General features: G+C 60.8%; 10 protein-coding genes. 1 reads left to right on the forward strand and 9 read right to left on the reverse strand.

Annotated elements, in window-relative coordinates; genetic code table 11:
- Positions 1-389: 389 nt before the first annotated feature.
- Positions 390-2999, forward strand: a complete 2610-nt coding sequence (gene acnB, locus HF257_RS29385) for a bifunctional aconitate hydratase 2/2-methylisocitrate dehydratase (RefSeq protein WP_185706316.1) — start codon at positions 390-392, stop codon at positions 2997-2999.
- Between the two features lie 48 nt (positions 3000-3047).
- Here the strand turns inward: acnB and HF257_RS29390 are convergent, their stop codons facing one another.
- The 9 genes from HF257_RS29390 to HF257_RS29430 form a co-directional block, all read right to left on the reverse strand.
- On the reverse strand, positions 3048-4691 hold the full coding sequence (locus HF257_RS29390) for a SulP family inorganic anion transporter (protein ID WP_198913520.1): 1644 nt from the start codon (positions 4689-4691) through the stop codon (positions 3048-3050).
- Complete coding sequence (locus HF257_RS29395; protein WP_185705600.1) at positions 4681-5298, reverse strand: ParB-like protein; 618 nt, start codon at positions 5296-5298, stop codon at positions 4681-4683. The genes HF257_RS29390 and HF257_RS29395 overlap by 11 nt, the downstream gene beginning before the upstream one ends.
- 596 nt (positions 5299-5894) lie before the next feature.
- Positions 5895-7172, reverse strand: a complete 1278-nt coding sequence (locus HF257_RS29400) for a serine/threonine transporter (protein ID WP_185705598.1) — start codon at positions 7170-7172, stop codon at positions 5895-5897.
- Between the two features lie 208 nt (positions 7173-7380).
- Entirely contained in the window at positions 7381-8028 is a 648-nt protein-coding gene (gene betI / locus HF257_RS29405) for a transcriptional regulator BetI (RefSeq protein ID WP_185705596.1), read from the reverse strand.
- 34 nt (positions 8029-8062) lie between these two features.
- The gene (locus HF257_RS29410) at positions 8063-9037 is read right to left on the reverse strand and encodes a helix-turn-helix domain-containing protein (protein WP_185705594.1); all 975 of its coding nucleotides are present in this window, start codon (positions 9035-9037) and stop codon (positions 8063-8065) included.
- A 180-nt stretch (positions 9038-9217) separates the two neighbouring features.
- Positions 9218-10663, reverse strand: coding sequence for a purine-cytosine permease family protein (locus HF257_RS29415; RefSeq protein ID WP_185705592.1), 1446 nt, complete (start codon positions 10661-10663; stop codon positions 9218-9220).
- Between the two features lie 58 nt (positions 10664-10721).
- Positions 10722-11906, reverse strand: a complete 1185-nt coding sequence (locus HF257_RS29420) for an iron-containing alcohol dehydrogenase (protein WP_185705590.1) — start codon at positions 11904-11906, stop codon at positions 10722-10724.
- Positions 11907-11916: 10 nt separating this feature from the next.
- Positions 11917-13413 (reverse strand): aldehyde dehydrogenase family protein, encoded by a 1497-nt coding sequence (locus tag HF257_RS29425; RefSeq protein WP_408635754.1) that lies wholly within the window; start codon positions 13411-13413, stop codon positions 11917-11919.
- 139 nt (positions 13414-13552) lie between these two features.
- Positions 13553-14527 carry a PDR/VanB family oxidoreductase gene (locus HF257_RS29430; protein ID WP_185705588.1) on the reverse strand — a complete coding sequence of 325 codons (975 nt, stop codon included), beginning with the start codon at positions 14525-14527 and terminating at the stop codon, positions 13553-13555.
- Positions 14528-14556 lie beyond the last annotated feature (29 nt).

Here is a 14556-nt window from a genome sequence, read left to right on the forward strand (position 1 = left end):
GACACGCAAATCAGCGAAACAATGCGCCATGTTAGCCCTTTGTCTAACCTTCATCACCCTGCAAACTTGGTTAGGCAACTTACCTTTAGAAATTTTTTGCCGTAGAATCATCCGGCCTTGTAAGGCGCCAATAATCCGCTGGAAGCTGTTTTCAAAGCGTCACGAGCACAGTCGTTCCTTCAGAACGGTGTTGGCGAAGGTGTTGACCCGGTAGGTCAAAACCCTCGCCAACCCTCATCAGCTCCGTTCTGCAGGCGTAAAACTTTGAAAGCAGCTTCTGTGAGGAATGCCGGCAGCGCTGGCTTTGCGGCCCAAAAAGCCCCCGAGCGCATGCGTGCCGTTCATTTCTGGATGAGCGTCCCGTGGGACCACTGATGAGGGTAATAACTGTGCTTGAAGCCTACCGCAAACATATCGAAGAGCGTGCAGCCCTGGGTATCGTTCCCCAGCCGCTTAACGCCGAACAAACCGCAGGCCTGGTCGAGCTGCTGAAAAATCCTCCGGCTGGCGAAGAAGAATTCCTCGTTGACCTGATCACCAACCGCATTCCACCAGGCGTTGACGAAGCTGCCTACGTCAAGGCCGGTTTCCTGTCTGCCCTGGCCAAGGGCGAAGCCACTTCCCCCCTGATCGACAAAAAACGCGCTGTTGAACTGCTCGGCACCATGCAAGGCGGCTACAACATCGTGACCCTGGTCGAGTTGCTGGACGACGCCGAGCTGGCACCGGTTGCCGCTGCTCAGCTCAAGCACACCCTGCTGATGTTCGATGCGTTCCACGACGTGGCTGAAAAAGCCAAGAACGGCAACGAACACGCCAAAGCCGTGATCCAGTCCTGGGCTGACGGCGAGTGGTTCAAGAACCGCCCTACCCTGGCCGACAAGATCAGCCTGCGCGTATTCAAGGTCACCGGCGAAACCAACACCGACGACCTCTCCCCTGCACCGGATGCCTGGTCCCGTCCTGACATCCCGCTGCACGCCCTGGCCATGCTGAAAATGGCTCGCGAAGGCATCGTGCCGGACGAGCAAGGCAAGACCGGCCCGATGAAGCAGATCGAAGAGATGCGCGGCCAAGGCTTCCCGATCGCCTACGTCGGTGACGTGGTCGGTACCGGTTCGTCCCGTAAGTCGGCGACCAACTCCGTACTGTGGTTCTTCGGCGACGACGTTCCGTACGTGCCGAACAAGCGCGCTGGCGGCTTCTGCTTCGGCAGCAAGATCGCTCCAATCTTCTACAACACCATGGAAGATGCTGGCGCACTGCCAATCGAATTCGACGTCACCAACATGAACATGGGCGACGTGATCGACCTGTACCCGCATGCTGGCAAAGTCTGCAAACACGGCACCGACGAAGTCCTGACCACCTTCGAAATGAAGACCCCGGTCCTGTTGGACGAAGTTCGTGCTGGCGGCCGTATCCCGCTGATCATCGGTCGCGGCCTGACCGACAAGGCCCGTGCCGAACTGGGCCTGGGCCCTACCGACCTGTTCAAGCTGCCAGAAGCACCTGTCGACACCGGCAAGGGCTACACCCTGGCGCAGAAAATGGTTGGCAAGGCGTGCGGCCTGCCAGAAGGCAAAGGCGTTCGTCCAGGCACCTACTGCGAGCCTAAGATGACCACCGTGGGCTCCCAGGACACCACCGGTCCTATGACCCGTGATGAACTGAAAGACCTGGCGTGCCTGGGCTTCTCGACCGACCTGGTAATGCAGTCCTTCTGCCACACCGCGGCGTATCCAAAGCCGATCGACGTGACCACCCACCACACCCTGCCTGACTTCATCATGACCCGTGGCGGTGTATCGCTGCGTCCAGGCGACGGCATCATCCACAGCTGGCTGAACCGCATGCTGCTGCCGGACACCGTCGGTACCGGTGGTGACTCCCACACCCGTTTCCCGATGGGCATCTCGTTCCCGGCCGGTTCTGGCCTGGTCGCGTTCGCCGCAGCCACTGGCGTAATGCCACTGGACATGCCGGAATCGATCCTGGTGCGCTTCAAAGGCAAGATGAAACCTGGCATCACCCTGCGTGACCTGGTTCATGCCATTCCTTACTACGCGATCCAGTCGGGTCTGCTGACCGTAGAGAAGAAAGGCAAGAAGAACGCCTTCTCCGGCCGCATCCTGGAAATCGAAGGCCTGAACGACCTGACGCTGGAGCAAGCTTTCGAGCTGTCCGACGCCTCGGCTGAACGTTCGGCTGCCGGTTGCACCATCAAGCTGTCGGAAGCGTCCGTTACCGAGTACCTGAACTCCAATATCACCCTGCTGCGCTGGATGATCGGTGAAGGCTACGGCGACGCGCGCACCCTGGAACGTCGCGCCCAAGCGATGGAAGCCTGGGTTGCCAACCCTGAACTGATGGTTGCCGATGCCGACGCGGAATACGCCGAAATCATCGAGATCGACCTGTCGGAAATCAACGAGCCAATCCTCTGCGCACCGAACGACCCAGACGACGCTCGTCTGCTGTCGAGCGTTGCTGGCGAGAAGATCGACGAAGTGTTCATCGGTTCGTGCATGACCAACATTGGTCACTTCCGCGCTGCCGGTAAGCTGCTGGAACAGGTCAAGGGTCAGCTGCCAACCCGTCTGTGGCTGTCGCCGCCGACCAAAATGGACGCTCACCAACTGACCGAAGAAGGCTACTACGGCATCTACGGCAAGGCTGGCGCGCGCATGGAAATGCCGGGCTGCTCGCTGTGCATGGGTAACCAGGCACGTGTAGAGCCGAACTCGACTGTTGTGTCGACTTCGACCCGTAACTTCCCGAACCGTCTGGGTGACGGCGCGAACGTCTACCTGGCCTCGGCCGAGTTGGCGGCAGTCGCTTCCACTCTGGGTCGCCTGCCGACTGTCGAAGAGTACATGGGTTATGCAGCGAAACTGGACACCATGGCCAGTGACGTCTACCGCTACCTGAACTTCGACCAGATCGCCGAGTTCCGCAAAATCGCAGCAAGCGCCAACATCCCGGTGATTCAAGCCTAAGGTGTTGATGTAACGAACGCCGCGTATCGCAAGGTACGCGGCGTTTTTTTATGCCTGGGATTTGGCCAACTGCACCGCGCCGTCCACGCTCAAGGCACTGAGCAGCACCTGCGGGGCCTGCGCCTCGGGCAACGCCTGCAATACCTCAAGGGCCGCATGCCGCACACGGGCCAGCACCAGGCGCTTGCCCTCCCCGCGCACTTGGGCAAAAAACGCGGCCAGCGCTTCGATGCTGGTGCCATCCAGGTCGGGTGACTCTTCCAGACTTAACACCACCGCATCCACCGGCGACTGGCGCATCAGCCGCAAGGCCGCACCGAGGATGCGTTCGGCATTCGCAAAAAACAGTGCCTCGCTGGGCCGCACGATCAGCACACCGGGCACGTCGACCGTATCGGCATGATGCTGGCGATCAACAAAGTCATGGCTGTCGCCCAAACGGCCAAGCACCTGGATATCCGCAGAAGACATCTGGCGCAGCATCAACAGCACGCTGATGGCCACCGCCAACAACAAACCGTCCAACACACCCAACACCAACACTGCCGCTACCGCGCAGATCACCAGCAAGCGGTCACGCCGCCACAGGAAGTAGCGACCCAGGGGCTGCAGGCTCAGGCCGCGCCCCAGCGCGTAGATGACAATGGCGGCGAGTACCGGCTCCGGGGTCAGTGCGACATACGGCAATACCGTCAATACGATCACCAGCACCACCAGTGCTGCCACGATACCGGCCAACCGCGAGCCCGCACCGGCCGCCTCATTGGCCGACGTCGCCGAATACCCGGCACCGGCCGGCATGCCGTGGAACAGCCCAGAGACAAGGTTGGCCGCACCCAATGCCAGCAGGTCACGATTAGACGACACACGGTCGCCGTGCTTGAGCGCGAACGAGCTGATCGAGCCGTAGGACTCCGCATACAGGATCATCACCAGAGCAAACGCCAACTCACCCAGGCGCAACCAGTCGGCGAACGGCAACACGGGGAAATGCCCAAGCTCCAGGCGCAGGTCGATTATGCCGATCAAAACCACGCCATGGGCCTCCAGGTTCAGGTACTGCCCGCCGACAATCCCCAGCAATACCACTAGCAGCCCGCCCGGCAAACGCGGTATGCGCGCGCACAGCCACAACACCGCCAACGCAGCAGCGGCCACCAGCGCGGCGGGCCAGTTCCAGTGCGGTAACTGTTCGAGCAATTGCGGCAGGAAGCGGATCAGGTTGTTGTCGGCCAGGTGCACGCCCACCACACTGGCCAGTTGCTTGAGAATGATCGTCAGCGCCAGGCCAAAGGCAAACCCACGCAACACCGGCTTGGCGATGAACGAGGTGACGCCACCCAACTTGAAGAGTCCGGCCAACAGGAAAAACACGCCGGTGACCAACACCAACCCGAAGGCCAGCGACAGCCTCAGCGACGGGTCGTCCCCTGCCAGGCTGGCGGTTGCAGCGGCCAACACCGCCGCCGAGGACGACGTGGCCGAGACAATTGCAAACCGGCTGGTGCCGAACAGGCCGTAACACACGAGCCCCGCAAACAAGGCAATCACCCCGGCCTGGGGCGGCAGTGCGGCAATGCTGGAATACGCCACCGCCTCCGGCAGCAGCAGACCGGCAATCGAAAGCCCGGCGAGTAGGTCCTGGGTGCGGTTGGGTGGCGGAATGACCGAGGGAATGGATTCAGTTTTCAATCGGCCCAACCCATCCCGGTAAATAACGCGCTTCCTGGCTGCGTGCCATTGTCATGGCCTTGCCCAGCAGCCTTGCGTTTGGCTGGCTGACAACGTCGCTGCCGATACGGCTGCGGAAAAAATCCGCCCAGAGAAACTCACTGAACGGCGTCGCATCCTTGGCGTAACCGCCGGCAGTACGCAAAAGGCCCGCCAAGCTACGGTAAGGATCGTCCTGCAGGTCGGTGATTTTACGGGGAATCGCCTCGTAGGTACGCCGCAACCCACGCGCGTCATAGGGATGCACCCACTGATTGAACGCCATGACATTCCAGAACGTGCTGCGCTCGACAAACGACAAATCCTTGAGCATCAACAGCGACACGCTCTTGACCTCTTCCTGCAGCAACGCCAGGCCAAAGTGATGGTGATCGGTAATGTAATAGCGCTCGTCAGGCCCCAATACGCAAGGAAACCAGTGCTTATCCAGCGCAGCGGCGCGCTCCTTGCGCTTGAGCTTGGTCCAGGCCTCACGCTTGATGGCCACTTCAGCCATGCCGACCGTCAGTTGAGTGGGGTGCAGTTTTTCCAGCTTGCCAGTCACCAGCTGCGGACGGGGCCGAGCCATAGATACCTCCAAAAAGAGCAGCAGTCAGCCGACAAGCTTAGCCCTCATTACAGCGCAGGTATCGACATAACTTCTGGCCTCGGCAGAGCCTACCGAAAACGGAGGCTTCTGCTCTGCTCTGCTCTGGCTCTGCTCTGGCTCTGGCTCTGCTCTGGCTCTGGCTCTGGCTTTTGATCTTGATCTGAGGCGCCCCGTTAAACACGCTGGCCGGAATTCGACATGGATTTGGGGGGTAAACCGGCAGGGATGCCGGTTTAGCCGCCCCGCGCCATGGATGGCGCGTGGCGGCGGCCCCCCAAATCCATGTCGGATTACGCGCACACCGAGCCTAGGCGAGGTGCCGAGTGTTGGGGCAAGAGCCCTTTTGCTTACTTTTGGGGCTCTTTTCCAAAAGTGAGCCGCTGTAAGAGCGGAACCCTAAGTAGTCGTAACCGCAGCAATGGATATGTACTCCGACCAAAAAGCTCCAGCGCCATACAGATAGCTATCGCAGGCAAGCCAGCTCCCACAGTTTGAATTGATTTACACCCATGCTGCGCGCACAAAAAAGGCCGACTCGCTGTACGCGAATCGGCCTCCATCGTTACCGCCCGTTATCAGGACAACAGCGAATAAATCAACGCAGTAATCGCCACCAGCCCCACCGCCGTGACAAACACATTGGACGCCTGCCCCCGGTACTTGGCCATCGCCGGAACCTTACGGATCGCATACATCGGCATCAGGAACAGAATCGACGCGATCACCGGGCCACCCAGGGTCTCAATCATGCCGAGGATGCTCGGGTTCAGCGTGGCAATGATCCAGCACACCACCAGCATGAACGCAGCAGTCATACGGTCCAGGGTCTTCGGCGCCGGGCGGCGCCCCGTCTTGACCACCAGGCCCTTGAGGCCTTCGCTGGCGCCGATGTAATGGCCGAGGAACGACTTGGCAATCGCCACAAACGCAATCAACGGCGCGGCAAACGCGATGGTCGGGTTGTCGAAGTGGTTGGCCAGGTACGACAGGATCGACAGGTTCTGCGCCTTCGCTTCCGCCAGTTGTGCCGGCGACAGGGTCAGCACGCAGCTGAACACGAAGAACAGCACCATCACCACCATCAGCAGGTGCGCACGCGACAGGATCTGCGAGCTGCGCTCATCGGCGTGGGCGCCGTACTGGCGCTTCTGGTCAACGGCAAAGGCCGAGATGATCGGCGAATGGTTGAACGAGAACACCATCACCGGAATCGCCAGCCACAGGGTGCTGAGCAATGCGGACGGCTCAGGGACCACGCTGGCGGTGCTGAGGATACCGCCGTTCCAATGCGGGATCAGGTACACGGCCAGGAACAGCAAGGCGACGATGAACGGGTACACCATCAGGCTCATGGCCTTGACGATCACCTGCTCACCGCAACGCACCACGGCCAGCAGGCCAAGGATCAGCACAAACGCCAGGATCGCGCGTGGCGGCGGCATGATGTGCAGTTGGTGTTCCATGAAGCTGCTGACCGTGTTGGTCAGGGCCACGCTGTAGATCAGCAGGATCGGGAAGATCGCGAAGAAGTACAGCAAGGTGATCAGCGCGCCAGCCTTGATGCCGAAGTGCTCTTCGACCACGTCGGTGATGTCGGAGCCTTCACGACCGGAAAGGACGAAGCGGGTCAGGCCGCGGTGAGCGAAGAACGTCATCGGGAAGGCCAGTACCGCCAGGATCAGCAGCGGCCAGAAGCCACCCAAGCCTGCGTTGATCGGCAGGAACAAAGTACCGGCGCCGATAGCGGTGCCAAACAGGCCAAGCATCCAGGTGGTGTCCTGGCGGCTCCAGCTTGTGAGAGTTGCAGGTGTCGTTGCATAGCGTTCGTCGACGCTATTGGCCTGATCATTCATCCGGTCGGATCTCCGCATTTACACGGCCGGGACGAGTCAGAAAAACCTGACAGGCAGCGCCCCAGCCATAGAAGGGGCGCGATTGTCCGGGATTCTTGTGAATAAGCAAAGACTTAGCTGAGGAACGGTTTATCGGAACAGTTGTCCTGGCAGGCCCCGAGGCGGCGAAATCCTATTGATTTCGCGCGATTGCAGGCCGTGCCGGCCGTCAGGATTGAAGCGGCTCTGCACTCTTCACGAACATCTGGGCGGTCGTGATACAGCACTTCTCGGCCTTTTTTGGACTGAAGGCTTTATGGTCCAGGGCCCACTCCAACCAGAAACCATCGATTAGCGCGGTAATGGTCAGGGCGGCGCCCTTGGCGTCGATTTGCGTGCGGTTTTGCTGGGCGATGGCCTTGAACACCGACTCCAACTCCTTGCGGTAATCGGCGTAGAGCTTTTTGTTCAGTGCGCGAAGCTGCTCGGAGGACACCGCTGCGCCCCAGAAGCCCAACCAGGTGGTGAGGATGAACTCGTTGAAAATCTGCCCGCGAAACGACGAACGAATAATCGCCAGCAAGCGGTCTTCTGGGGTGCCACCCTGGGCTTCCAGGTATTTGCGGGTTTCTTCGCGCAGTTGGTCGGTCAACTCCTGGTAGGTCGACAGCATCAACTCTTCCTTGCTGGAAAAGTGATGCCCGATCAGGCCGATCGACACTCCAGCCTGCGCGCAGATCCGCTCCAGGGTGCTACCACTGTGGCCGTAGCGGGTGATGCATTGCATCGTCGCCTCGATAATCGCCTTGCGGCGCATTTCGGGCTCGATACGGGTGCGGCGTTTCTTGACGGCAATCCCTTCTGACTCAGTGCTCATACATCAACCTGTGTTTACGCAACATTAATCGCCATCAAACGGCGGCAAGGACCATGACAATCTGCTCAAGGTGCAGCCGGGCCTTGAGGCGGACCGGCACGGGCGCAGCGGTTTTGTGTCGCAACTGGGCCACTTGCTCGTGCACCTTCAACGGCGACGCCACGATAGACGCCAATAGCGGCGCGCCAGGTTGCAGCAGTGTGCTCACGTTGGACCCGATCAGGTCGTCAATCGCGTACCCGCTCAACTGCGTGAACGCCGGGTTCACCGTCAGCCAACGTCCATCAACATCGATAAACGCCATGGCTTCGTCCGCCAGCTCAAACACCATGCGCAACCGGTCTTCACTGTGGCGCACAGCGTCTTCGGCGACCTTGCGAGCCGTGGTGTCCATGCTGATGCCGATCATTTTAAGGGCGCGACCGGCGTCGTCCAGCAACGGCGTGGCCCGCGATGAGATCCAGCGCACCTCGCCTTCTGGGGTCAGCATGCGAAAGTCGGTGTCACAGGGTTGCCCGCTGCCGATGGACCGCTCGAACACCGCCTGCAAGGCCGGCACTTCGTCGGGCGGAATATGGCTCCAGAAGTCTTCGTTGTGCTTGACGGGCCAGCCGTAGACGGCCTGCACGTTGCTTGAATAGGTGACCTCGTCGGTCAGCAGGTTCCACTCCCAGGTCACGATGCGTGCGTTTTCCTGGGCGAGCTTCATGCGCGCCTCGCTCTCCATGATCTGGGCGGTGTGCTTGCGGCGCATCTCGGTCATGGGCAGCGCTTGCGGCGGGCTGTGTTGCACGTCTTGCTGGGCCTGTGCGCCATAGCGCAGCCAGATCCAGTTGACGTCCAACAGCCCGGACAATTTGCGCAGGTTGTCGTAGTCGATTTCCCCCCCACGGGTCCACTTATGGACAGCCGTGCGCGACACGCCGAGCGCTCCCGCGACGGCTTGCAGCGTCAACTTCTTGTGTTCCAGAAGCTCCTTGAGGCGAAACGCGAAACTGTCTTCACTCATCGAGCCATCCTAAAAATCCATTCCTTGGCGTCCATCAACGACGAGGATCAAGGCCAGGGCTTTAAACGAGGCGTCAATTTAGCAACTTTTTGCGCGATGAGTGGCAGGAAATCAGCGGGAGACGGGTTTACAAGGGCGCACTCACCGCCCATTGCAGGCGGTGAGGCGTGAGCCTGTGCTTCAGCCGGCTTGCAGGCCGCTTTCCAGGTCCTTGTCCAGCACCTCGATGCGCGACAGCTCCTGCGCGATGTTCTGCGAGCGGCACAACCGACCGTAGACCAGCGCCGACACCACCAGCCCTACCAACATGCTGATGTCCGCACCGCCCAGCAGCGTGGTGACATAGCCGGTGTACAAGCCGGTGCTGGAGAACGGCAGCATCGCCACGAACCCCGCCACATAGGCGCCAATCCCGCGCCAGTTCCAGCGGCCATAGATGCCGTTGGGCTTGAAGATCTCGGTAATCGAGAATTTGCCGTGGCGCACCTTGTAGAAATCCACCAGGTTAATCGCGGTCCAGGGTGTAAACAGGTACAGCAGGATCGCGAGGAAGTCGCCGAAGTCCTTCACGAAGTTATCCGATGCCGTCATCGCGATGGCAATCGCAGTACCGCCCACCAGTAGCATCGAAACGATGCGTTTGAACAGGGTTGAGGTCTGGCTTTTGATCGTGTCGGCAATGCTCAACAGGGTGATGGATGCGCCGTAGAAGTTCTGTGCGGCACTGGTGACCAGGCTGAGCACGGCGAGGATCAACAGAAACTCGCCAAAGCCGCTGAACAGCAGGTTGCCGAGCATCACCAGGCCTTTGGCCAGGTTCTGGCCTGGGCTCAACGCTGCGGCCAGGGCGCCGATCAACATCATCCACACGCCGCCAATCATGGCGCCCAGGTAGGTCCACCAGAACGAAGATTTCACGCTGACATTCGCCGGCAGGTATCGCGAATAGTCAGAGACATAAATCGCCCAGCTCAGTTGATAGGCAGCAGCCACAAAAAACTGCGCCAGGAACGGCGTGGCCTTGAACCCGGAAACGCTCAACTGCTCAGCCGGCAATTTGACCAGGAACACCAGGCCGACGGTGAACACCAGCATCACGCCAATCAATACAAACGCGAGCACCCGCTGCACCTTGTGGAAGGTGTTGTAGCCGGCAATTGCCATGACAATCGCCAGCAACGAAAAGGCGATGGCCGAGCCATGTTCCGGCGCGTCGAACAGTTCGTGCAGGGTTTGTCCCACCAGCAATTGGTTGAACGCGTTGTAGCCCACATACGTGGCGATCGCCACCGCATACACCAGCAGCGCACCGAAATAACCGAATTGCGGGCGCGACTGGATCAGTTGCGGCAGGCCCATCTGCGGGCCTTGAGTGGAGTGCCCAGCCATGAACAGCGTGCCGAACGCACACCCGAGGAAAATCGCTACCGCCGACCAGAACAGGTTGGCACCCATGCCAACGCCGATGATGCCGACAGCCAGCGTGGTGAGGTGAGCTTCGCCGCAAAACCAGATCGGCCACAAGTGCCAGGCCTTGCCATGGCGCTCGGCGAGCGGCACGTAATCGATGGAGCGGGTTTCCAGGTTCAGGCGTCCCTTGGACGCGACTTGGGGAGAGGCAGACATGTGAGTTGCACCTTTTTTTATTGGTTTGGTTGCACGGCAAAGCGGTACAGCGGGTCAATCAGTCGCGGGCCTTGTCGATCGCCTGGGCCAGCAGTTGCTCAAGTTGCTCAACGGAGCTGTCGCGGGGGTTGGTCAAGCGTGCGGGATCGCCCATGGACTTGCGCGCGATCACGCCGATGTCGGCGTGCTGCACACCCAGGGCCGAGAGGGATTTGGGGATATTGAGGTGGTCGAGCTTGGCGCAGATGGCGGTGTAGAACGTTTCGAAACCGGCGTCTGGCAGACCGAGAGCCTGGGCCACGGGGGTCAGGCGTGGGCTGATGTCGGTCTGGTTGAACCGCAGCACCACCGGCAGGATGATCGCGTTGGTCAAGCCATGATGGGTGTTATAGGTCGCGCCGACCATGTGGCTGAGGGCATGCACCAACCCCAGCCCCTTGAGAAAGCCCACGCCGGCCAGGCATGAACCGATCAGCATCTTGCCGCGAGCTTCAAGGTTCTGCCCCTGGGCGACGGCGGTGTCGATCGAAGTCCAGAGCAGGCTCAGGGCTTGAAGCGCCGCGCCGTCGCTGAGGGGGTTGAAGCTGGGCACAAAGTAGGCTTCCAGGGCATGGATAATTGCATCGCAGCCGGTCCACGCAGTCAGGTTGGCGGGCAGGCTTTGGGTCAGTTCCGGGTCGAGGATCACCGCCGAAGGCCGCGCCCGAGGATGCCAGACACAGCCCTTGATGCCGCGAGCGGTGTCGGTGAGCATCGCGGTGCTTTCGGTTTCGGCGCCAGTGCCGGCGGTGGTCGGAATGGTGATCACCGGCGGGAAATCGGCGCTGCCAAAACCGATGGGCACGGGCTGGTCGAAATCGAATGCCCACAGGTCGCAACGCTGCTGCTGGGCAATCAACGCCACGGCTTTGCCACCGTCCAGGCCGCTGCCGCCACCCAACGCAATAACGCCGTCGGCGCGCCACTCGCGGAACGCGGCGGCACCGGCGATAACCGAGGTGTCCGTGGGGTTGGGCTCGATGCCACCGTACAGGCCGCATGCCAGGCCAGCGTCGGTCAGGCTGCGCTGCATCTCACCGACAAAGGGCAGGTTCAACGAGCCTTGGTCGGTGATGATAATCGGCCGGGAAATGTTGAATTCGCGGCAAAGCTCGACCAGTTGCCGACGGGCGCCAGGGCCATATTCCATTGGCAGGGGAACGGTCCACTTCTGTGGGTTCAACGCTGAAAGAGTGTTTTGCACGGGACTCACCTTAACCGCAACGCGTGATGGTTGATTTCAACTCGGTGTACTTGCCGAGCGCGTGGGCGGAGTTATCCCGGCCATTGCCGGACTCCTTGAACCCGCCAAACGGGAAGTTCATGTCCACCAGTTCGTCATAACAGTTGACCCACACCGTGCCGGCCTTGAGTTGGCGGGTGGCGGTATGAATAGTCTTCAGGTCGGACGACCAAATGGCCGCCGCCAGCCCGTATTCGGTGCTGTTGGCGATCGCGATCGATTCTTCGAGGGTGTCGAACAGCATCACCACCAGCACCGGGCCGAAGATCTCTTCAGTGGCGATGCGTGCCGATGCGTCTTCGGCGAGAAAGATCGTCGGTTCCAGGTAAGCGCCCTCCCCGACCACCGACAACGGGTTGCCGCCCTTGAGCAGCTGCGCTTCCTGCCGGCCCAACGCGATGTACTGGCAGACCCGCTCGAACTGCGCGCGATCAATGATGGCGCCGGTCACGCTGTCGGGGTCCAACGGATGGCCAGGCTGATAAGCATCGGTGGCATCGAGTAGCAGCGGGATCAACCGGTCGGCTATCGAGCGTTGCACCAGCAGCCGTGAACCGGCGCTGCACACCTGGCCCATGTTGGCGAAAATCGCGGCGGCGGCGGAGCGTGCGGCCTGGCCGATGTCCGCACAGTCGGCCATGACGATATTCGCCGACTTGCCTCCCAGCTCCAGCCAGACACGCTTGAGGTTGGAGGTAGCGGCATTCCTGGCGATATCCCGACCGACCGCCCCGGAACCGGTGAACGCGATGCAGTCGACATCGCCATGCAGGCTCAGCGCCCGGCCTGTCGCGCCGTCGCCACCCAACACATTGAATACGCCTGCAGGCACCCCGGCCTCCAGGGCCAACCCGGCGATACGCAGCGCGCTGAGCGGGGTCTTTTCCGACGGTTTTAGCACCACGCTGTTACCCGCGGCCAACGCGGGGGCGAACTTCCAGGCGGCCATCAACAGGGGGTAATTCCACGGCACCACCGCCGCCACCACACCGAGAGGTTGACAGGTCACGGTGCCAAAAAAGCCAGGCTCAGTGGCGGGCACTTCGCCGTGGACCTTGTCGATCAGTTCAGCAAACCAGCGCAGGCAATAAATCGTCCCTGGGAGGTCACCGCCGGTGGTGTCGGCGATAGGCTTGCCGCTGTCCAGAGACTCAAGCAAGGCCAGCTCGTCGCTATGGGTTTCCAGCAAGCTCGCCCATTTCAGCAGCACGGCTTTGCGATCACGCGCCGCCAGGCCCGACCAGACGCCGGCCTCAAAACTGCGCCTTGCCGCCGCTACGGCTTTGTCGACATCGGCGCTGGCACACAGCGCAACCTGCGCCAGCGGCTCACCGTCAATCGGGCTGTAGGAACCGAAGGTCGCCCCGTCATCGGCGTGCGCGTAGGCCCCATCAATAAACGCCCGGCCCTCAAGGCGCAGGTCTTTGGCTTTCTGGAGCCAATAGGTTGTGTCTTTCAAAACTGGCACTGCAACACCTCATCTTGTTCTTGTCAGGCTGTGGCAATCCTAGGCCATACTGAAATTTCATTCAATAACAAACAGATCACTATTGAAATTAAATTCAATAAAAAGCCCGCTTTCGCGGGCTCGATCAACACCGATGCAGCTACAGGTCCAACACCAACGATGCGCCTCGCGCACGGGACACACAGATCATCAGGGTTTTTTGCGCGGCTTTTTCCTCGTCACTCAGGTATTGGTCCAGATGCTCCGCCTCACCCTGCAGAATCTGCGTTTCACAGGTGCCGCACACGCCCTCCCGACACAGACATTCCACGGTCGCGGCCTTGGCGCTTTCGATGGCCTGCAAGATGCTCATGCCCTCCTCCACCCACAACTCGCGACCGGAGCGCGCCAGGGTGACGCTGAACGCACCGCTGTTTGCAGGCGTCGTCGCAGCAAACTGCTCCCAATGCACGCGGCTGTCCGCTACACCCAACTGCCGGGCGGTGTCGATGACCGCATCGATCAACGGCCGGGGGCCGCACACATACAAGTGCGCAGCGTCGTCCAGCCCGGCGATCAACGCGTGGATGTCGAGCGTTTGGCCTTGGCTGTCGATGTACAGCCGCGTGCGTTCGGCGTGGGGACCGGCCATCAACTCAGGGTGAAATGCACCGTGTTCGGGGCTGCGGAACGCGTAGTGCAGTTGGTAATCCGCCCCGCTCGCACGCAATTCGGGGAGCTGCGCCAGGAACGGCGTGATGCCAATCCCGCCGGCGATCAGCACATGCCGCGCCGCGCTTGGGTCAATGGCAAACAGGTTGTTGGGGCTGGAAAGGGTCAGCACCGTGCCGACCTCGACCTGGCGATGCATGAACGCCGAACCGCCTTTGGACGGGTCTTCAAGGCGCACGGCAATCTGGTAATGGCGCGTGTCCGCCGGGTCGCTCAGCAGCGAATAGGCATTGCTGTGCTGACGCCCGTCAGCCTCCTGCATTTGCACAATCACGTGGCTGCCGCCGGTAAACGCCGGCAGCGCCTGGCCGTCTTCACGGGCCAGGGTAAAACGCTTGATCAGCGGCGTCTGTTGCTCAACCCCGAGCACCTTCACCTTGAACCATTGGTATTTGTCAGCCATCACTCACCTCACTTGCAGGGTTACCGTTG

It is taken from the genome of Pseudomonas cremoris (assembly GCF_014230465.1).

What these genes read in the sequence shown, in the direction of transcription:
- HF257_RS29395 (WP_185705600.1), bottom strand. Translation starts at nt 5,298, where the DNA reads ATGGCTCGGCCCCGTCCGCAGCTGGTGACTGGCAAGCTGGAAAAACTG.
- HF257_RS29400 (WP_185705598.1), bottom strand. Translation starts at nt 7,172, where the DNA reads ATGAATGATCAGGCCAATAGCGTCGACGAACGCTATGCAACGACACCT.
- betI (WP_185705596.1), bottom strand. Translation starts at nt 8,028, where the DNA reads ATGAGCACTGAGTCAGAAGGGATTGCCGTCAAGAAACGCCGCACCCGT.
- HF257_RS29410 (WP_185705594.1), bottom strand. Translation starts at nt 9,037, where the DNA reads ATGAGTGAAGACAGTTTCGCGTTTCGCCTCAAGGAGCTTCTGGAACAC.
- HF257_RS29415 (WP_185705592.1), bottom strand. Translation starts at nt 10,663, where the DNA reads ATGTCTGCCTCTCCCCAAGTCGCGTCCAAGGGACGCCTGAACCTGGAA.
- HF257_RS29430 (WP_185705588.1), bottom strand. Translation starts at nt 14,527, where the DNA reads ATGGCTGACAAATACCAATGGTTCAAGGTGAAGGTGCTCGGGGTTGAG.